Genomic DNA, 18,931 nt, shown 5'->3' with positions numbered 1-18,931 from the left:
AGAGAGGTGAAGGGAATGGTTAAACATAATGTACATGCATCGGTGAAAGATGAAAAATTAGTTGCGTTAAGACGTGAACAAATGATTAAAGGTGCGGTGCAACTGTTTAAACAAAAAGGATTTCCGCGTACAACAACGAGAGAAATTGCAAAAGCGGCTGGATTTAGTATAGGGACACTTTATGAGTACATTCGTACAAAAGACGATGTTTTATATTTAGTTTGTGATAGTATATATGAACATGTAAAAGAACGATTAGAGGAAGTAGTGTGTACAGAAAAAGGGAGTGTAGAAAGTTTAAAGATAGCAATAACGAATTACTTTAAAGTGATGGACGAATTGCAGGAAGAAGTATTGATAATGTATCAAGAGGTACGCTTTTTACCGAAAGAATCACTTCCGTATGTATTAGAAAAGGAGTTTCAAATGGTAGGAATGTTCGAGGATATTTTAGAACAGTGTACGGAAAATGGAACATTTACATTAAATAAAAAAGAAATACAGCTTCTTGCCCATAATATTTTTATACAAGGGCAGATGTGGGGATTTAGACGCTGGGCGTTGCAAAAACTGTATACGCTCGAAGAATATACAGAAATGCAAATTAGGTATGTATTGCAAGGGGCCCATATGCTTCCGAAATAAGGAACAGACAAATTATAATTTTACTACCCTATAAAAGTTTCCCGTTTTTTTTGTAGCATATTTGTGCGACTTTTGTTTATAATGAATAGTATGGATTTTTTTAAGCAGGCCGTTATATATAAGGTTATATTTGATGAAAGGAAGTGCCGCATAAGTGGATTTTAAGCAATATTCACCAGAAGAGCTAAAAGAATGTTCAATGATTGAAGTTGTACATAGCGTTTTAGGGGATAAAAAACAAGCAACGACATTCAACGAGTTGGTTCAAGAAATCGCTCAAGTGCTGGGACTATCTCAAGAGCAAGTTAATGCGAAAATCGCACAATTTTATACAGACTTAAACATCGATGGACGTTTCATTAATTTAGGAGAAAATCGTTGGGGACTACGCAGCTGGTACCCATACGAGCAAATTGATGAAGAAATCTTGCCTCAACCAAAACCGAAGAAGAAACGTAAAGTTGAAGAAGACGGTTTTGACGACTACATTGAAGAAGATGAAGATGACTTCGACGATGCAGACGTAAGTGAAGATGAAGACGATGTAGAAGATTTGGACAAGGTTCTTGAAGAAGAAGACGGAGATGACGACGATCTTGATGATTTAGACGAAGATGACGACGACTTCGCTGAAGAAGAACTTGAGTATGATGAAACTGAAGAAGAAGAAGAGGAAGAACTGTAGTTCTTGACTTTTCATTATCGTCCATGTAGAATCATTTTTGGGCTCTTTAAAAAAGGACGATAATACTTTTAAAGTGTAAATATAAAAGAAAATTGCTCCCTACTTATTACTTTTTGTGATGAGGGGAGCAATTTTCTTTTTTGTTTTTTGTTTAGAAAATAAAAAGAGTCTAACAATAAGATGGATACAGTGTTATCTACATACGTTGCGTTTTGCAACGGTGATTATATAACAGCAAAATAGAAGGGAGCTTTTTCATGACTAAGTATATTTTTGTAACAGGCGGTGTAGTATCGTCTTTAGGAAAAGGTATTACAGCAGCATCTCTTGGAAGACTTTTAAAAAATCGTGGTTTAAACGTAACGATTCAAAAGTTTGATCCATACATTAACGTAGACCCAGGGACTATGAGCCCATATCAACACGGTGAGGTATTCGTAACAGATGATGGCGCAGAAACTGACTTAGACCTTGGTCACTATGAGCGTTTTATCGACATTAACTTAAACAAATACAGCAACGTAACAACAGGTAAAATTTACTCTTCAGTTCTTCAAAAAGAGCGTCGCGGTGAATATTTAGGAGGAACAGTTCAAGTTATTCCTCACATTACTAACGAAATTAAAGAACGCGTATATCGTTCTGGTCGTGAAACAAATGCGGATGTTGTTATTACAGAAATCGGTGGGACTGTTGGTGACATCGAATCTCTACCATTCTTAGAAGCAATCCGTCAAATTAAGAGCGACATCGGTCGTGACAATGTAATGTACATTCACTGTACGTTAATCCCGTACTTAAAAGCAGCGGGTGAAATGAAGACAAAACCAACACAACATAGTGTTAAAGAACTTCGTAGCTTAGGTATTCAACCAAACATTATCGTTGTTCGTACAGAAATGCCTGTTTCTCAAGATATGAAAGACAAGCTTGCATTGTTCTGTGACATCGATACAAAAGCAGTTATCGAAGCTCGCGATGCAGATACTTTATATGCGGTTCCATTATCTCTTCAAGAACAAAACATGGACCAAATCGTTTGTGACCACTTAAAATTAGACAATCCAGCTGCAGATATGACAGAGTGGACTGCTCTAGTTAACAAAGTGCGTAATCTTTCTAAGAAAACAAAAATCGCTCTTGTTGGTAAATATGTAGAACTTCAAGATGCTTATATTTCTGTTGTAGAAGCACTTCGTCATGCTGGTTACTCATTCGACACAGATGTAGAAGTGAAATGGGTAAATGCTGAGCACGTAACAGCAGAAAACGTAAAAGAATTAGTTGGTGATACAGATGGTATCCTTGTACCAGGTGGCTTCGGTGATCGTGGTGTAGAAGGTAAAATCGTTGCGATTCAATATGCTCGTGAAAACAAAGTTCCATTCTTAGGAATTTGCTTAGGTATGCAACTTGCATCAATCGAATTCGCGCGTAATGTATTAGGTTTAGAAGGTGCTAACTCTTCTGAAATCAACCCTGACACACCATATGCAATCATCGACTTATTACCAGAACAAAAAGATGTAGAGGACCTAGGTGGTACACTTCGTCTTGGTCTATACCCATGTAAGCTTGCTGAAGAAACAAATGCTTACAATGCTTATAATGAGCCGGTTGTATATGAGCGTCATCGTCATCGTTATGAGTTCAACAACCAGTTCCGTCCGGATATGGAAAAAGAAGGATTTGTATTCTCTGGTACAAGCCCAGACGGCCGTCTAGTTGAAATCATTGAATTAAAAGACCACCCTTGGTTCGTGGCAGCACAGTTCCATCCAGAACTTGTTTCTCGTCCAAACCGTCCACAACCATTGTTCCATGACTTCGTAAGAGCTTCTATTACGAATAAAGAGAGCAAGTAATAAAAAAAGCGCCTGAAATAAGGCGCTTTTTTTTAATATTCGTTTAACATTTCATCGATTGTAAATTTGATTCCGTGATAAGCAAATAAAGCTACTATTAAACTTGGGAATCCGTAGCGATTACCTTCATCGTCTGGAATAAGACCTTTTAACAGTTTTATATCAATATGTACGTCTGTATATCGTTCGAGTGATTCCGTACCTTCTTGAAGAGCAGAAATGCCGACAATAGAGTGTCCCTCTTCTTGTAGTTTTTTTGCAATTTCTACAACCGCTTCATCTGTTGAAAAACGGCTAATAAGAAGTACACGATCCGCAGAGGTTACTTCTGCTTCTTTACCATTTTCAAATAAGCGTTTTGCTTGCTTCATTGGTTCAGCACCGAATAGTGCTTCGGCAATAACGCCCTCCATCTCATTTGTACCATATAAATAAATGAAACCATCGCCAACTAGTGCTTGAGCAAGTAAACGAGCGCTATCTTCTATATTCATTTCTTCTTTTTGAGAAACTCTGGAGAAATAACCACTTAATTGAGTTGAAAAAATTTTTAACATAATGTTACTCCCTTCGTACGTGTTTGCCGGCTTTCATTATAGTTTATTTTTTTAGAAAGGTGAAATCGTAGGGTAGCATAACAAAATAGGAAACGGTAAAATAAGAAAGAATAGGAAGGAATTTGCCAAAGAATAGCGAAAATAAATCGTTAAGATATAAGAAGCTTTAAATCTTGTACTTACACAGAAAGGTTGGGAATTATGGAAGGTAAAATTTTAATCGTTGATGATCAATATGGGATTCGTGTGTTATTACATGAAGTGTTCCAAAAAGAAGGTTATCAGACATTCCAAGCAGCAAATGGATTTCAAGCTTTAGATATCGTGAAAAAAGATAATCCAGATTTAGTAGTGTTAGATATGAAAATTCCAGGCATGGATGGTATAGAGATTTTAAAGCATGTAAAAGAAATTGATGAGAGTATTAAAGTAATTTTAATGACTGCTTATGGAGAGCTTGATATGATCCAAGAAGCAAAAGATTTAGGAGCTTTAATGCATTTTGCTAAACCATTTGATATTGATGAAATTCGTCAAGCTGTGAGAAATGAGCTCGCTGTAGAGGCATAAAAATGAATTTTTTATAAAAAATATGGAAAAAAGCGTTTACATGGACTATTGTGCAGGTGAATACGGTTGAGTTTTTGAGTACAAGTTGTTATCCTATTGAGTGTAGAAAAAAGTCCGGTATGTAGATATACATATTTTACCTTATTCTGGTCATACTACCAGCGATAAGAACTTATCGGATACAAAAAACGTTTTTTAGGAGGATTCACCATGCCTTTAGTTTCTATGAAAGAAATGCTAAACAAAGCACTAGAAGGAAAATACGCAGTTGGTCAATTCAACATGAACAACTTAGAGTGGACTCAAGCTATCTTAGCTGCTGCGGAAGAAGAAAAATCTCCTGTAATCCTAGGTGTATCTGAGGGTGCAGCTCGTCATATGACTGGTTTCAAAACAGTTGTAGCTATGGTTAAAGCTTTAATCGAAGAAATGAACATCACTGTTCCTGTAGCGATTCACCTTGACCATGGTTCAAGCTTCGAAAAATGTAAAGAAGCAATCGATGCAGGTTTCACATCTGTAATGATTGACGCTTCTCACCACCCATTCGAAGAAAACGTTGAAACTACTAAACAAGTAGTAGAATACGCACACGCTCGTAACGTATCTGTTGAAGCTGAGCTTGGAACAGTTGGCGGACAAGAAGACGACGTAATCGCTGAAGGCGTAATTTACGCTGACCCAGCAGAGTGTAAGCACCTTGTTGAAGCAACAGGTATCGATTGCCTAGCTCCAGCTTTAGGTTCTGTACACGGTCCTTACAAAGGTGAGCCTAACTTAGGATTCGCTGAAATGGAACAAGTTCGTGACTTCACTGGCGTACCTTTAGTATTACATGGTGGTACTGGTATCCCAACTGCTGATATCGAAAAAGCTATCTCTTTAGGTACTTCAAAAATCAACGTAAACACTGAGAATCAAATCGAGTTTACAAAAGCTGTTCGTGAAGTATTAAACAAAGACCAAGAAGTTTACGATCCTCGTAAATTTATCGGACCTGGCCGCGACGCTATCAAAGCAACTGTTATTGGTAAAATTCGCGAATTCGGTTCTAACGGTAAAGCGTAAGAATAAAATTCCGTTTTGGAAACCGTCTAGTCTTTTAGACGGTTTCCTTTCGTTGTATAATGAAAGCGTGAACAAGTCTAAAGATTTTATCATTTTTGGTTTTTAAATAGAAAATAATGTGCATAGTCCTATTAATAAATGTGATAACGTATCTAAATTGATAAAGTGAATTCGATGAATAGTTGATCTTTATCTATTCGTGCTATAGGAGAAATGAAGATAATGGTTTCCTATTTATTGAGTTTTGGGATGGAAAGAGTAATTGAGATTCTTAAGGGGAGCTTTCTATAAAAAGATAGAAAGTAAATACATTCACAAGAAGGGAGCTCAATATGGAAAAATTGCTAATTGAAGGCGGAAGAGCTTTAAATGGAACAATTCGAGTAAGTGGTGCAAAGAACAGTGCCGTTGCATTAATTCCAGCGACAATTTTAGCAGATACTCCAGTAACTATTGGTGGTGTCCCTAATATTTCGGACGTGAAAATGTTAGGAGACTTACTAGAGGAAATTGGAGGGAAAGTAACTTATGGACAGGAGGAGGAGATAGTAGTCGATCCTTCTAACATGGTTGCAATGCCTTTGCCAAATGGAAAAGTGAAAAAATTGCGCGCTTCTTATTATTTAATGGGTGCGATGCTTGGCCGTTTTAAAAAAGCTGTTATTGGGCTTCCGGGTGGATGTCATTTAGGACCGAGGCCGATTGATCAGCATATTAAAGGGTTTGAAGCGCTAGGTGCACATGTTACGAATGAACAAGGTGCCATCTATTTAAGAGCAGATGAGCTACGTGGGGCACGTATTTATTTAGATGTTGTTAGTGTAGGAGCTACGATTAATATTATGCTAGCAGCTGTACGAGCGAAAGGTAGAACTGTTATTGAAAATGCAGCGAAAGAGCCCGAGATCATTGATGTAGCTACATTGTTAACAAGCATGGGAGCACGTATTAAAGGTGCTGGTACAGATGTAATCCGAATAGATGGTGTGGACTCTTTACATGGTTGTCACCATACTATCATCCCAGATCGTATTGAATCTGGTACGTATATGATTCTAGGAGCTGCATCAGGAGGAGAAGTAACGGTTGATAATGTTATTCCTCAGCATTTAGAATCAGTTACTGCAAAGCTAAGAGAAGCTGGTGTTCAAGTTGAAACGAACGATGATCAAATTACGGTGAACGGTAATAGAAAGCTAAAAGTAGTTGATATCAAAACGCTTGTATATCCAGGTTTTCCAACGGATTTACAACAGCCGTTTACGACGCTTTTAACAAAGGCGCACGGGACGGGAGTTGTAACAGATACAATTTACGGTGCCCGTTTCAAGCACATTGATGAATTACGTCGTATGAATGCTCAAATTAAAGTAGAGGGTCGTTCGGCAATTGTAACTGGTCCTGTGTTACTGCAAGGTGCAAAAGTGAAGGCGAGTGATTTACGAGCGGGAGCGGCACTTGTTATTGCAGGGTTAATGGCAGATGGAATTACAGAAGTAACAGGACTTGAGCATATTGATCGAGGTTATGAGAATATAGTGGACAAGCTTAAAGGGCTTGGAGCAAACATTTGGCGAGAACAAATGACAAAGCAAGAAATTGAAGAGATGAAGAACGCATAAGTGATACTTCCGCAAGGGGGAAGCGAAGCATCACTACTTGCGGAAGTACACTTTATAGAAAAACATGGTTCACAAAATACGGCAGAAATATAAAGGCTTAAAGGAGAGGGATTATCGTGGAAAGAAGTTTATCTATGGAGTTAGTACGTGTAACAGAGGCTGCAGCTTTATCATCAGCGCGTTGGATGGGGCGCGGGAAAAAGGATGAAGCAGATGGTGCAGCAACATCAGCTATGCGTGATGTATTTGATACAATTCCGATGAAAGGTACAGTTGTAATTGGTGAAGGTGAGATGGATGAAGCACCAATGCTATATATCGGAGAGAAATTAGGTACAGGATATGGACCACGTGTAGACGTTGCGGTTGATCCTTTAGAAGGGACAAACATCGTAGCAGCTGGTGGCTGGAATGCTCTTGCTGTTATTGCAATTGCAGACCACGGTAATTTGTTACATGCCCCTGACATGTACATGGATAAAATCGCGGTTGGCCCAGAAGCAGTCGGGGCGGTCGACATTGATGCGCCTATTATTGATAACTTACGTGCAGTTGCGAAAGCAAAAAATAAAGATATTGAAGATGTTGTAGCGACAGTTTTAAATCGTCCACGTCATCAAGAAATTATCGAAGAAATTCGTAAAGCTGGTGCTCGCATTAAATTAATTAATGATGGAGATGTAGCTGGAGCAATTAATACAGCATTTGATCGTACAGGTGTAGATATTTTATTTGGATCTGGTGGAGCACCTGAAGGTGTATTAGCAGCAGTTGCTTTAAAATGTTTAGGTGGAGAAATTCACGGAAAACTATTGCCACAAAACGAAGCTGAATTAGCACGTTGTAAAAAAATGGGCATAGAAGACATTAATCGTATCCTTCGTATGGAGGACTTAGTAAAAGGTGACGATGCAATCTTTGCAGCAACAGGCGTAACAGATGGAGAACTATTACGCGGTGTTCAATTTAAAGGTAGCGTAGGCACAACGCAATCCCTTGTTATGCGCGCAAAATCAGGCACAGTTCGCTTCGTAGATGGCCGTCATAGCTTAAATAAAAAACCGAACTTGGTTATTAAGTAAAAGGTGGAAGCGGCTCGCTCAGAATCGCAGGACATTGGAACTCTCGACCTTGAAGCGCTCTTTGCTTCGAGTGAGAGAGTGAAATGACCGGAGATTCTAGCCGCTGGAACTGGATTTAAGTAAAAAGCGGAGGTGGCTTGCTCAGAAGGGGAAGGCATTGGAACTCCTGACGAAGAGGCGTTTTGTGCCTCGCAGGAAGGGGTGAAATGACTGACCCTTCTAGCCACCGGAGCTGGATTAAATAAAAAGCGTAAGCAGCTCGTTCAGAATGGGAGGGGGATGGAGCTTCTGACGTAGAGGCGCTTTTTGCCTCGTAGGAAGACGCGAAGCCACCGACCATTCTAGCTGTTGAAGCTGGAACTAAATTAAATAAGAAGCGAAGACAAATTTTCTTGTCTTCGCTTCTTGTATTTGTGTTCCAACGTATTGATTAAAACTAGATAAAAGGGTTACAATAGTGAATATTACCCTACTTGAACTTATTGCCTTTCATTATTAATTATTTGCCTTCCGTATTTTTTCCCTTTACCCATGAAAAAAGAGAATAATGTTAAAGTGTGGTGTCTGAATGAATTTGTCAATTGCAGCATTAGAAAACATGAAATTAAAAGAGTTATACGAGCTTGCGAAAGAATTTAAGATTTCGTATTATAGCAAGTTAACGAAAAAAGAGTTAATTTTTTCTATTTTGAAAGCTCGAGCAGAAAAAGAAGGTTTCTTTTTCATGGAAGGTGTATTAGAAATTATTCAATCAGAAGGATTTGGATTCCTACGTCCTATCAACTATTCTCCAAGCTCAGAAGATATTTATATCTCAGCTTCGCAAATTCGTCGTTTCGATTTACGTAATGGAGACAAGGTTTCTGGTAAAGTACGACCTCCGAAAGAAAATGAACGCTATTTTGGGTTATTACAAGTTGAAGCTGTAAATGGAGATGATCCAGATTCAGCAAAAGAGCGTGTGCATTTCCCTGCATTAACACCATTATACCCAGATCGCCAAATGAAATTGGAAACGGAACCGAAAAAGTTACCGACACGCATCATGGATTTAATCGCACCAGTTGGATTTGGACAACGTGGTTTAATTGTTGCGCCTCCAAAGGCTGGTAAAACAAGTCTATTAAAAGAAATCGCGCACAGTGTTACAACAAATCATCCGGAAGCAGAATTAATTGTACTTTTAATTGATGAGCGTCCAGAGGAAGTAACAGACATTGAACGTTCTGTTAAAGGGGATGTTGTAAGTTCTACTTTTGATGAAGTACCAGAAAATCATATTAAAGTAGCTGAGCTTGTGTTAGAACGTGCGATGCGTCTTGTAGAGCACAAGAAAGATGTTATCATTTTAATGGATAGTATTACCCGTTTAGCTCGAGCTTACAACCTCGTTATTCCACCAAGTGGTAGAACATTATCAGGCGGTATCGATCCAGCTGCCTTCCATAGACCGAAGCGTTTCTTTGGAGCTGCGCGTAATATTGAAGAAGGCGGTAGCTTAACAATTTTAGCAACAGCCCTTGTTGATACAGGATCCCGTATGGACGATGTTATTTACGAGGAATTTAAAGGAACTGGAAATATGGAACTTCACTTAGATCGTTCATTAGCTGAACGTCGTATCTTCCCGGCGATCGATATTCGTCGTTCTGGTACACGTAAAGAAGATCTATTAATTCCAAAAGAACATTTAGACAAGTTATGGGGCATTCGTAAAACAATGCGTGATACACCAGACTTCGTTGAAAGTTTCTTACGTAAGCTTCGTCAAACGAAGACAAATGAAGAGTTTTTACAAAACATTGTTGCAGACTCGAAAAGGTATGTAACAACTAAGTAAAGGGAAAAAATCAGGACTCGCTTATTTTATAGTAAGCGAGTTTTTTATGCTGTTTAGGTGATATTAAAGAGGGAAATAAGTGGAAGAACTTGAGTTAGTCAGAGCTGGATGAGCCGCTTCAGCAGTTAAAATTTTTAGTCATTTCGCTCTCTTGCATGAAGCAAAGAGCGCTTCAAGGTCGAGAGTTTAAAGTGCCCTGCGATTCTGAACGAGCCGCTTCTGCTTTTAAAATGTATCCAGTTCCGACGGCTAGCTCTTCGTGTCTAAGAACCTCCCGCATTAAAGGTAAAAAGCACCTTTTATGGGAGAGAACCTTAGCCAGTCAGAGCTGAACAAGCCGTCTCCACTTTCAATTTAATATCCAGCTCCAGCGGCTAGAATCTCCGGTCATTTCACTCTCTCGCTCGAAGCGAAGAGCGCTTCAAGGTCGAGAGTTTAAAGTGCCCTGCGATTCTGAACGAGCCGTCTCCACTTTAAGATAATATCCAGTTCCGGTGGCTAGCTCTTCGCATCTAAGAACCTTCCGCCCGAAAGGTAAAAAGCACCTTTAGGGCGAAAGAACCTTAGCTGGTCAGAGCTGAGCGAGCCACCTCCACTTTCAATTTAATATCCAGCTCCAGCGGCTAGAATGGTCGGTGGCTTCGCGTCTTCCTACGAGGCAAAAAGCGCCTCTACGTCAGAAGCTCCATCCCCCTCCCATTCTGAACGAGCCGCTTGCGCTTTTAAAATTAAAAAGACAAAAACAGGTAGTTGCAAAATGAAGTTAGCCTTGTTATAATTTCATCATATGTGTTTCATCAATATAGTTGTGTATGCAGCTGAAGATGAAAAACTCTGTTTCGAAAATGATTCAGGGCGGAAGGAGATGAAAAGAATGAAAGCAGGAATTCACCCAGATTACAAGAAAGTTGTATTCATGGACACAAACACAGGCTTCAAATTCTTAAGCGGATCTACTAAAGGATCTAACGAAACTGTTGAGTGGGAAGATGGTAACACTTATCCATTACTAAAAGTTGAGATCAGTTCTGATTCTCACCCATTCTACACTGGACGTCAGAAGTTTGCTACTGCAGACGGACGCGTTGACCGCTTCAATAAGAAATACGGTCTTAAGTAATAAAAACATAAAACAGGCAAGTGTATGTATTCGCTTGTCTGTTTTTTTTGCGAAAATATTATACCTTTACCCTACTTTTAACTGAAAAGTAGATGAAAGGAGAGCTTCATGTACTTAATAAATCAAAATGGCTGGATTGAAGTGATTTGCGGTAGTATGTTTTCTGGCAAGTCAGAAGAGCTAATCCGCCGTGTGCGCCGTACGCAATTTGCAAAACAACATGCAATTGTATTTAAACCATGTATTGATAATCGATATAGTGAAGAAGATGTTGTATCACATAACGGATTAAAGGTAAAAGCAGTTCCTGTTTCAGCTTCAAAGGATATATTTGAACATATTACAGAAGAGCTGGATGTTATTGCAATCGATGAGGTGCAATTTTTTGATGGGGACATTGTGGAAGTGGTGCAAGTATTGGCAAATCGTGGCTATCGTGTCATTGTAGCTGGTTTAGACCAAGATTTCCGTGGTCTACCATTTGGACAAGTTCCTCAGCTGATGGCGATTGCTGAACATGTGACAAAACTACAAGCAGTATGTTCTGTATGTGGATCTCCAGCAAGTCGTACACAACGATTAATTGATGGAGAACCAGCGGCATTTGATGATCCAATTATTTTAGTTGGAGCTTCAGAATCGTATGAACCACGTTGTCGTCATTGTCATGCAGTACCTGCAAACAAAGATAAGTAAAACTCGCTGCGCAAGGCGGGTTTTTTTCAAAATAGAGAGAATGAGCGGTGTGAGCCGCTTACGCTTTTAAATATATCTAGTTCCGGTGGCTAGCTCTTCGCATCTAAGAACCTTCCGCCCGAAAGGTAAAAAGCACCTTTAGGTCGAAAGAACCTTAGTTGGTCAGAGCTGAAAGAGCCACCGCCACTTTTAAATATATTATCTAGCTCCAGCGGCTAGAATCTCCGGCCATTTCGCTCTCTCGCTCGAAGCAAAAAGCGCTTCAAGGTCGAGAGTTGAAAGTGGCCTGCGATTCTGAGCGAGCCGCTTGCGCTTTTAAATATAATTTGCGTTTTTTTGAGTAAGTACCATATACTATTTGTATTAGATACTAGGATGTAGAGGTGAATGATGTGTTAGATCGTTTGCAAGCTGTAGAAAACCGTTATGAGAAGTTAAATGAATTGTTAAGTGATCCAGCGATTATTAGTGATTCAAATAAGCTTCGTGAATATTCAAAGGAACAGTCTGATATACAGGAAACGGTAGAGGTGTATCGTGAGTATAAGGATGTTCGTGAGCAATTAAAAGATGCGAAAGCAATGTTAGAAGATAAGTTAGACGCAGAAATGCGTGAAATGGTAAAAGAAGAAGTTTCTGAGTTAGAATCACAAGATAAAACATTATCAGAGCGTCTGAAAATTTTACTTGTTCCAAAAGACCCTAATGATGATAAGAACGTTATCGTTGAGGTTCGTGGAGCTGCTGGTGGAGACGAGGCAGCTTTATTTGCTGGTGACTTATACCGTATGTATAGCCGTTACGCTGAGGTACAGGGCTGGAAAACGGAGATTATTGAGGCTAGCTATACAGAGTTAGGTGGATATAAAGAGATTATCTTTATGATTAATGGTAAAGGTGCTTTCGCGAAGCTGAAATTCGAGAATGGTGCTCACCGTGTACAACGTGTTCCTGAAACGGAATCTGGTGGACGTATTCATACATCTACAGCAACTGTAGCTGTATTACCAGAGGCAGAAGAAGTAGAAATTGATATTCATGAGAAAGATGTTCGTGTTGATACATTCGCTTCTAGTGGACCTGGTGGACAGAGCGTTAATACAACGATGTCAGCGGTGCGTTTAACGCATTTACCGACTGGTGTAGTTGTATCTTGTCAGGATGAGAAATCACAGATCAAGAATAAAGAAAAAGCGATGAAAGTATTACGCGCACGTGTTTATGATAAGTTTAGACAAGAAGCGCAAGCTGAGTATGATCAAAACCGTAAACAAGCTGTTGGTACGGGAGATCGTTCAGAGCGTATTCGTACGTATAACTTCCCGCAAAACCGTGTTACAGACCATCGAATCGGTTTAACGATTCAAAAGCTAGATCAAATCTTACAAGGTAAGTTAGATGATTTCATCAATGCCTTAGTGATGGAAGATCAGGCTCAAAAGATGGAGGCAGCTGAGTAATGCGTGTCTATGAAGCCCTGAAATGGGCTTCTTCTTTTTTACAGGAAAATGGACGAGATGAAAATGCGGGAGAAATTGTCCTTTGTCATGTATTAAAGGTGAACAGAACAGGATTACTTATGAATATGCGTGAAGAAATAACTGAGGATCAAGAGAAAAGCTTTACGGAGTTTATCCACAAGCATGTAGAAGGTATTCCTATTCAATATATGATTGGTTATGAAATGTTTTATGGACGGTCTTTCTTTGTGAATGAAGAAGTATTAATACCAAGACCGGAAACAGAAGAGCTTATAGTGGGAGTATTAGAAAGAATCGAGCACCATTTTGGTGATGAGAAACTACATGTAGCAGATATAGGTACAGGTAGTGGAGCGATTTCTATTACGCTTGCTTTAGAAAATGAAAATCTTCATGTTTATACAGTAGATATTGCACAAGAGTCGATTGAAGTTGCAAAAGAAAATGCAAAAGCTTTAGGTGCAGAAGTAACGTTCTATCACGGTGATTTATTGTCACCATTTCATAAAACGGGTCAAAAGCTAGATGTTGTTGTTTCAAATCCTCCATATATACCGGAAGAGGATTGGCGTGGTCTTTCTCCTGTTGTGAAAGAGCATGAGCCGAAGAGAGCACTTGTTGGTGGTGAAGACGGATTAGATTTCTATCGCCGTTTTATGGAAGAATTGCCGAATGTGTTGCAGAAGAAAGCGATTGTGGCGTTTGAAATTGGAGTAGGACAAGGTGAGGATGTAAAAAGATTGTTACAACAAGCTTTTCCACATGCTCATGTTGAGGTTGTTTTCGATATTAACGGAAAAGATCGTATGGTATTTGCAGAGATGGAGTAAGGTTCACACCTTACTCTATTTTTTTGTGGAAAAATTCATATAGATTTTGAATTTAATAGTTTAGAAAGATGAAAGTCTGTCCACACTGTTTGTAGAAGGGACGGTGGAGGAAATGAAAAAACAAGTTATTGCTTATCTTCTTATACTATTAATTGGTGCACAGTTACTTGTGCAGTTTGGATATATGAAAGCTGATGCGAAAGGGCCTTCAGTTATTCCGAAAGAGGCCGTTCGATTACGAATTTTAGCAAATAGTGATTCAGATAAAGACCAGGCATTGAAACGTAAAGTGCGTGATGAAGTAAAAGCACAAATTGATGGGTGGGTAGCGGATTTAACTTCATTTGAAGAGGCACGCAAAGTAATTCAAAGTCATATTCCAGAAATCGAGAAAACGGTGGAAAATACGTTAAAAAGAGAAGGAAGTAAAGATTCATTTCAAGTGAAATTTAGTAAGAATGTAAAGTTTCCTACAAAGGTATACGGGAATTTTATTTATCCAGCAGGAGAATATGAAGCAGTATTAATCACAATTGGAGAAGGTGAAGGGGCGAACTGGTGGTGTGTATTATTTCCACCAATGTGTTTCTTAGATTTTTCGAGCGGGACAGCTGTAAGAAAAGAAGAGCACGTTGTGAAGGCGGAATCTCCTGAAGAGGAGCAGGTGAAACAACTAGATGAGGAAGTAATAGATAAAGAAGAGAAGAAAGTAGATAAGGTAAAAGAAACGAAAGCTGTAAAGCAGGAAGTAGTAAAAAAAGTAACAGCTTCTGAAAAGAAAGTAGTAAAAAATGAAACAAAAGTCGAAGAGCAGCCTGTAAGTAAAGAAGAAATGAAAACTGTGGAAAAAGTGGAGAAACCTGTGGAGAAAAAACAAGAAAAGCAAAATGAGTATGTAAAAGTAGAAGAGGAAGAAGAAAAGCCAGAAGTTAAATTGTTTATTGTAGAAGCTTTTACATCTTTATTCTCTAAATAGTACTATTAATAAATCCCTCTTCATATATAAAAATGAGGAGGGATTTATTATGAAGAAAGTGTATTTTGCTACGAAAGCAGATGTGGAAAGATTACATTCTTTTTTCGGACAAGCTAATAAAAAAGATGATAAAATAAATGAGTTGTACGCACAATTTATGATTTTGGAAGAGGCGGAAGAAATACGAGCTGTAATTGGTTATGAACAAAGTGGGGAAGATGTGCTTATTCGTTCTTGTTTATTCACACCTCATGTGGATAAACAGACTTTCTTATATTTTTTTGAAATGTTTTTGCAGTATATGAAAGAAAAAAGTGTTCAACAATTGTACTTACTAACAAATCATCCACAATCTGTACCGATCTTTCAGTTCTTTGACTTTTTTACTATAGAAAAGGATGAGGTTTCAGAGGGAATTCAACAGCTAGAACATTTTTGTAAAAATATAAAAGAGCAGAATGCAATAATACTAAATTGTCAGCTATACACAAAGTTATCCACGGATTAATTAGGTTTATCCACATTTTGTGGATAAACCTTGTTTGTCTTTTGGATAAATCTCATAGTAAACTAAAAATAGACAAGTATTTAAGGGTAGAAAAGGACGTGGAAAAAAATGCATACAAATATGTGGGTTGTGGATAATGTTGTGGAAAGAAAAAAATATTATCCACAGTTACAAGAAGCAGCAAAATTATTAAGAGAAAATGAGGCGGTGGCTTTCCCTACGGAAACAGTATATGGGTTAGGTGCAAATGCGATGGATGATGAAGCAATCGCGAAAATTTTCGAAGCGAAAGGAAGACCGAGTGATAATCCACTCATTGTCCATATAGGTACAAAATCTCAGTTAGATGGGATTGTGAAAGAAATTCCACCAGTTGCAGAGAAGTTAATGGCGCATTTTTGGCCAGGACCATTAACAATTATTTTGCCGAGAAAAGAAGGGATTTCAGAGAAGGTGACGGCAGGACTTAATACGGTTGGAGTAAGAATGCCTGATCATCCAATTGCACTTGCTCTTATTGAAGAGGCGAATGTACCTGTTGCGGCACCAAGTGCGAATCGTTCAGGGCGTCCAAGTCCAACATTAGCTTCTCACGTATATGAAGATTTGAATGGGAAGATTGCAGGTATTGTTGATGGTGGTGCAACTGGAGTAGGCGTTGAATCAACTGTAATTGATTGTACAAGCGCGGTTCCAACAATATTACGTCCAGGTGGGATTACGAAAGAACAATTAGAAGCGGTGATAGGTACGGTTTCTTTAGATCCAGCTTTAAAGGATGAGAAGGAAAAACCGAAATCACCTGGAATGAAATACACACATTATGCACCGAAAGCACCACTTAGTATTGTTGAGGGCTCACGTGAGTTTATTCAGCATCTTGTGGATGAGAAAAAGGAAGAAGGATTTAAAGTAGGCGTATTAACGACAGAAGAGTATCAGCATGTATATAGTGCAGATGTTATATTATCTTGTGGTGTTAGAAGTGACTTAGCTATTGTTGCGACTAAATTATATGATGTACTTAGAACATTTGATGCAAGTGAAGTGGATGTTATTTTTAGTGAGTCATTTCCTAATGAAGGAATAGGGAATGCAATTATGAATCGTTTAACAAAAGCGGCAGGACATCATATTATTATTGAATGATAAGGTAAGATTAGCAAACAGAATATTTCTCCTTGGATAAGCATATTGTGAAGTAGCACGTCCAAGGAGGGGCATGAATGACGTTTGAACAGCTAATACCTTTAATAATTATGGCGTTCGCCTTAGGGATGGATGCGTTCTCGGTGAGTCTTGGTATGGGGATGATGCCCCTAAAGTTAAGACAAATCCTGTATATTGGTATGACGATAGGGATATTTCATATTATTATGCCGTTTATAGGAATGGTACTAGGTCATTTTTTATCAGAGAAGTATGGAGATATCGCACATTTTGCGGGTGCTATTTTATTAATTGGACTAGGGTTTTATATCGTATATTCGACCATTTTACAAAATGAAGAGACTAGAACAGCCCCTATTGGAATTGGTTTATTCGTATTTGCATTTGGCGTCAGTATAGATAGCTTCTCAGTAGGACTTAGTCTTGGTATTTATGGGGCACAAACAATTATTACGATTTTACTTTTTGGATTTGTTAGCATGTTATTAGCGTGGATTGGTTTATTAATTGGGAGACATGCGAAAGATATGCTCGGTACATATGGTGAGATAGTAGGTGGTATTATTTTGATTGGGTTTGGATTATATATCCTTTTTCCTATATAATTTTATGTAGGAGGGAATTATGAACAAGTTATTGGAATGGTATGTTAAATTTTTAACCTTCTTTCCTCGATGGCTAAGAAGACTTATAATTTGGGGTATTATTTTGCAAATTTCGATGCTAGGTTGGATTAAGTTAATTCGTGAATGGTGAGATAGTTCCTTTCTGTGAATATTTTGTTTGTACTATATTTATTGCGCTAAAAATTACAGATATAGAAAGGATGAGATGAATGACGAGATTGAAGCAAGTTTTTGGTATTATTATTAGTTTTTTTGTTTTTTGGTTTAGTATGCTCGGTGTACAAATGTTTGCTGAGTTTTTAGATATTGAGTCATTGAAATTTGTTGCGGGAAAGACTGAGGCGGCGCGTGCTTTTTACTCTCCGTACCCGTTTTTAATTGTTTTTCTTATTACATTGCTTTCCCTATACTTCTTCGTAATTAAGCTAGGGAAGCCGAAAAAAGAGAAAATGCCTACTTTAGAGGAAAAGAAGGAAGAATTACAATGATAAAATCCCCTGCTAAAAAGCAGGGGATTTTATATTTGAGTGATGGGAGGAATCTAGCCGCCTTGCTTTTAAATATATCCAGCTTCAGCGGCTAGAATGGTCGGTGGCTTCGCGTCTTCCTGCGAGGCAAAAAGCGCCTCTACGTCAGAAGCTCCATTCCCCTCCCATTCTGAGCGAGCCGCTGCCGCTTTTAGATATTATCCAGCTTCAGCGGCTAGAATGGTCGGTAGCTTCGCGTCTTCCTGCGAGGCAAAAAGCGCCTCTACGTCAGAAGCTCCATCCTCCTCCCATTCTGAGCGAGCCGCTGCCGCTTTTAGATATTATCCAGTTCCAGTGGCCAGCTCTTCGCATCTAAGAACCTCTGCTACTCAAGGTAAAAAGCACCTTTTGTGCGAGAGAACCTTAGCTGGTCAGAGCTAAACAGGCCACTTCCACTTTTAAACTGGCCTAACCAATTCAAATTGTTCTCCTAATTTTGCATAGTTGTGTCCTGCTAAGCGGCTTATTGGTTTGAGTCCTTCGGCGTGAATGCGCCCTTTTTCATATAGATGTTCGGCAATGTGGAAACGAACGACGCGTCCAATTAGTAGATCACAAGCTGGTGAGTCTTCCGTTCCGCCAAGTGGAATTGCACGTTCTAATACGCATTCCATTCGAATATTTGCTTCTTTTACACCTGGAACAGAGATGACTTCACTTTTGATTGGTGTTAGTTTTGCTAGTTCAATTTCACTTTCATTTGGCGGGAGGTTAGCTGCTGTTTCATTAATTGCTGCTACATATGATTCGTCAGAAATATGTACAACAAATTCTCCTTTTTCAATTGCGTTTCGGGAAGTGTCCTTTCTTTCTCCAGCTTTTCGTTGTACAGATACTGAGATAAGTGGTGGATTAGCAGCGACAATATTGAAATAACTATATGGCGCTCCGTTTAATACACCGTCTTTTGTTACAGAAGTAACGAATGCTACAGGACGAGGGATGATACTTCCAGTAAGTAATTTGTAATTATCTTTTTCAGTTTGTTCATCTGGATTAATGGATAACATGCTTGTAATCCCCTTTCTAAATATGAATACTTATTGTTTGTTTACAAGATAAC

General features: G+C 38.7%; 20 protein-coding genes. 18 read left to right on the top strand and 2 right to left on the bottom strand.

The window, feature by feature from the left end; translation table 11 throughout:
• The first annotated feature begins 15 nt into the window (after positions 1-15).
• The 3 genes from AC0OM3_RS19575 to pyrG all read left to right on the top strand — a co-directional run bounded on the left by AC0OM3_RS19575 (position 16) and on the right by pyrG (position 3,195).
• Positions 16-645, top strand: a complete 630-nt coding sequence (locus tag AC0OM3_RS19575) for a TetR/AcrR family transcriptional regulator (RefSeq protein WP_000238603.1) — start codon at positions 16-18, stop codon at positions 643-645.
• Positions 646-799: 154 nt separating this feature from the next.
• Positions 800-1,330: a DNA-directed RNA polymerase subunit delta gene (gene rpoE, locus AC0OM3_RS19570; protein WP_000346280.1), complete on the top strand. Its 531-nt coding sequence runs from the start codon at positions 800-802 to the stop codon at positions 1,328-1,330.
• A 257-nt stretch (positions 1,331-1,587) separates the two neighbouring features.
• Complete coding sequence (pyrG, locus tag AC0OM3_RS19565; protein WP_000170460.1) at positions 1,588-3,195, top strand: CTP synthase; 1,608 nt, start codon at positions 1,588-1,590, stop codon at positions 3,193-3,195.
• Positions 3,196-3,227: 32 nt separating this feature from the next.
• Here pyrG and AC0OM3_RS19560 read toward each other — a convergent pair whose 3' ends face one another.
• A complete protein-coding gene (locus tag AC0OM3_RS19560; RefSeq protein WP_000912412.1) occupies positions 3,228-3,752 on the bottom strand; it encodes a DUF2529 domain-containing protein in 525 nt (174 codons plus the stop codon).
• Positions 3,753-3,953: 201 nt separating this feature from the next.
• Between AC0OM3_RS19560 and spo0F the strand changes: the two genes are divergently transcribed.
• From spo0F to AC0OM3_RS19485, 15 genes are all read left to right on the top strand, one after another.
• Positions 3,954-4,322 (top strand): sporulation initiation phosphotransferase Spo0F, encoded by a 369-nt coding sequence (gene spo0F, locus AC0OM3_RS19555; RefSeq protein WP_000398594.1) that lies wholly within the window; start codon positions 3,954-3,956, stop codon positions 4,320-4,322.
• Positions 4,323-4,532: 210 nt separating this feature from the next.
• Positions 4,533-5,390: a class II fructose-bisphosphate aldolase gene (locus AC0OM3_RS19550; protein ID WP_001131855.1), complete on the top strand. Its 858-nt coding sequence runs from the start codon at positions 4,533-4,535 to the stop codon at positions 5,388-5,390.
• Between the two features lie 332 nt (positions 5,391-5,722).
• Positions 5,723-7,012: a UDP-N-acetylglucosamine 1-carboxyvinyltransferase gene (gene murA, locus AC0OM3_RS19545; protein WP_474212748.1), complete on the top strand. Its 1,290-nt coding sequence runs from the start codon at positions 5,723-5,725 to the stop codon at positions 7,010-7,012.
• Between the two features lie 116 nt (positions 7,013-7,128).
• Positions 7,129-8,094, top strand: a complete 966-nt coding sequence (glpX, locus tag AC0OM3_RS19540) for a class II fructose-bisphosphatase (protein WP_000442340.1) — start codon at positions 7,129-7,131, stop codon at positions 8,092-8,094.
• Positions 8,095-8,662: 568 nt separating this feature from the next.
• The gene (rho, locus tag AC0OM3_RS19535) at positions 8,663-9,934 is read left to right on the top strand and encodes a transcription termination factor Rho (RefSeq protein ID WP_001053903.1); all 1,272 of its coding nucleotides are present in this window, start codon (positions 8,663-8,665) and stop codon (positions 9,932-9,934) included.
• Positions 9,935-10,808: 874 nt separating this feature from the next.
• Positions 10,809-11,054 carry a type B 50S ribosomal protein L31 gene (locus AC0OM3_RS19530; protein ID WP_000643433.1) on the top strand — a complete coding sequence of 82 codons (246 nt, stop codon included), beginning with the start codon at positions 10,809-10,811 and terminating at the stop codon, positions 11,052-11,054.
• Between the two features lie 108 nt (positions 11,055-11,162).
• The gene (locus AC0OM3_RS19525) at positions 11,163-11,750 is read left to right on the top strand and encodes a thymidine kinase (RefSeq protein WP_000280859.1); all 588 of its coding nucleotides are present in this window, start codon (positions 11,163-11,165) and stop codon (positions 11,748-11,750) included.
• A gap of 392 nt (positions 11,751-12,142) precedes the next feature.
• Positions 12,143-13,210: a peptide chain release factor 1 gene (prfA, locus tag AC0OM3_RS19520; RefSeq protein WP_000887064.1), complete on the top strand. Its 1,068-nt coding sequence runs from the start codon at positions 12,143-12,145 to the stop codon at positions 13,208-13,210.
• Positions 13,210-14,061: a peptide chain release factor N(5)-glutamine methyltransferase gene (gene prmC, locus AC0OM3_RS19515; RefSeq protein WP_474212746.1), complete on the top strand. Its 852-nt coding sequence runs from the start codon at positions 13,210-13,212 to the stop codon at positions 14,059-14,061. The genes prfA and prmC overlap by 1 nt, the downstream gene beginning before the upstream one ends.
• 112 nt (positions 14,062-14,173) lie before the next feature.
• On the top strand, positions 14,174-15,037 hold the full coding sequence (spoIIR, locus tag AC0OM3_RS19510; protein ID WP_002097913.1) for a stage II sporulation protein R: 864 nt from the start codon (positions 14,174-14,176) through the stop codon (positions 15,035-15,037).
• Positions 15,038-15,086: 49 nt separating this feature from the next.
• Positions 15,087-15,545 carry a hypothetical protein gene (locus AC0OM3_RS19505; RefSeq protein ID WP_000758439.1) on the top strand — a complete coding sequence of 153 codons (459 nt, stop codon included), beginning with the start codon at positions 15,087-15,089 and terminating at the stop codon, positions 15,543-15,545.
• A gap of 108 nt (positions 15,546-15,653) precedes the next feature.
• On the top strand, positions 15,654-16,694 hold the full coding sequence (locus AC0OM3_RS19500) for an L-threonylcarbamoyladenylate synthase (protein ID WP_000557350.1): 1,041 nt from the start codon (positions 15,654-15,656) through the stop codon (positions 16,692-16,694).
• Positions 16,695-16,771: 77 nt separating this feature from the next.
• Positions 16,772-17,320 (top strand): manganese efflux pump MntP, encoded by a 549-nt coding sequence (locus AC0OM3_RS19495; RefSeq protein WP_000142472.1) that lies wholly within the window; start codon positions 16,772-16,774, stop codon positions 17,318-17,320.
• Positions 17,321-17,339: 19 nt separating this feature from the next.
• On the top strand, positions 17,340-17,471 hold the full coding sequence (locus tag AC0OM3_RS19490) for a hypothetical protein (protein WP_001037634.1): 132 nt from the start codon (positions 17,340-17,342) through the stop codon (positions 17,469-17,471).
• A gap of 79 nt (positions 17,472-17,550) precedes the next feature.
• Positions 17,551-17,829 (top strand): DUF3935 domain-containing protein, encoded by a 279-nt coding sequence (locus AC0OM3_RS19485; protein ID WP_000197472.1) that lies wholly within the window; start codon positions 17,551-17,553, stop codon positions 17,827-17,829.
• A 437-nt stretch (positions 17,830-18,266) separates the two neighbouring features.
• On the opposite strand, the gene AC0OM3_RS19480 is transcribed toward AC0OM3_RS19485, so the two are convergent.
• Positions 18,267-18,878 (bottom strand): flavin reductase family protein, encoded by a 612-nt coding sequence (locus AC0OM3_RS19480; protein ID WP_000949038.1) that lies wholly within the window; start codon positions 18,876-18,878, stop codon positions 18,267-18,269.
• Positions 18,879-18,931 lie beyond the last annotated feature (53 nt).

It is taken from the genome of Bacillus sp. FAU20 (assembly GCF_056033865.1).
The sequence above is the reverse complement of the archived record's forward strand: the minus strand, read 5'-3'. Positions and strand labels throughout refer to the sequence as shown.

What these genes read in the sequence shown, in the direction of transcription:
- AC0OM3_RS19500 (WP_000557350.1), top strand. Translation starts at nt 15,654, where the DNA reads ATGCATACAAATATGTGGGTTGTGGATAATGTTGTGGAAAGAAAAAAA.
- AC0OM3_RS19505 (WP_000758439.1), top strand. Translation starts at nt 15,087, where the DNA reads ATGAAGAAAGTGTATTTTGCTACGAAAGCAGATGTGGAAAGATTACAT.
- AC0OM3_RS19490 (WP_001037634.1), top strand. Translation starts at nt 17,340, where the DNA reads ATGAACAAGTTATTGGAATGGTATGTTAAATTTTTAACCTTCTTTCCT.
- spo0F (WP_000398594.1), top strand. Translation starts at nt 3,954, where the DNA reads ATGGAAGGTAAAATTTTAATCGTTGATGATCAATATGGGATTCGTGTG.
- spoIIR (WP_002097913.1), top strand. Translation starts at nt 14,174, where the DNA reads ATGAAAAAACAAGTTATTGCTTATCTTCTTATACTATTAATTGGTGCA.
- pyrG (WP_000170460.1), top strand. Translation starts at nt 1,588, where the DNA reads ATGACTAAGTATATTTTTGTAACAGGCGGTGTAGTATCGTCTTTAGGA.
- AC0OM3_RS19530 (WP_000643433.1), top strand. Translation starts at nt 10,809, where the DNA reads ATGAAAGCAGGAATTCACCCAGATTACAAGAAAGTTGTATTCATGGAC.
- AC0OM3_RS19495 (WP_000142472.1), top strand. Translation starts at nt 16,772, where the DNA reads ATGACGTTTGAACAGCTAATACCTTTAATAATTATGGCGTTCGCCTTA.
- rho (WP_001053903.1), top strand. Translation starts at nt 8,663, where the DNA reads ATGAATTTGTCAATTGCAGCATTAGAAAACATGAAATTAAAAGAGTTA.
- AC0OM3_RS19480 (WP_000949038.1), bottom strand. Translation starts at nt 18,878, where the DNA reads ATGTTATCCATTAATCCAGATGAACAAACTGAAAAAGATAATTACAAA.
- AC0OM3_RS19525 (WP_000280859.1), top strand. Translation starts at nt 11,163, where the DNA reads ATGTACTTAATAAATCAAAATGGCTGGATTGAAGTGATTTGCGGTAGT.
- AC0OM3_RS19560 (WP_000912412.1), bottom strand. Translation starts at nt 3,752, where the DNA reads ATGTTAAAAATTTTTTCAACTCAATTAAGTGGTTATTTCTCCAGAGTT.
- murA (WP_474212748.1), top strand. Translation starts at nt 5,723, where the DNA reads ATGGAAAAATTGCTAATTGAAGGCGGAAGAGCTTTAAATGGAACAATT.
- AC0OM3_RS19550 (WP_001131855.1), top strand. Translation starts at nt 4,533, where the DNA reads ATGCCTTTAGTTTCTATGAAAGAAATGCTAAACAAAGCACTAGAAGGA.
- AC0OM3_RS19575 (WP_000238603.1), top strand. Translation starts at nt 16, where the DNA reads ATGGTTAAACATAATGTACATGCATCGGTGAAAGATGAAAAATTAGTT.
- AC0OM3_RS19485 (WP_000197472.1), top strand. Translation starts at nt 17,551, where the DNA reads ATGACGAGATTGAAGCAAGTTTTTGGTATTATTATTAGTTTTTTTGTT.
- prmC (WP_474212746.1), top strand. Translation starts at nt 13,210, where the DNA reads ATGCGTGTCTATGAAGCCCTGAAATGGGCTTCTTCTTTTTTACAGGAA.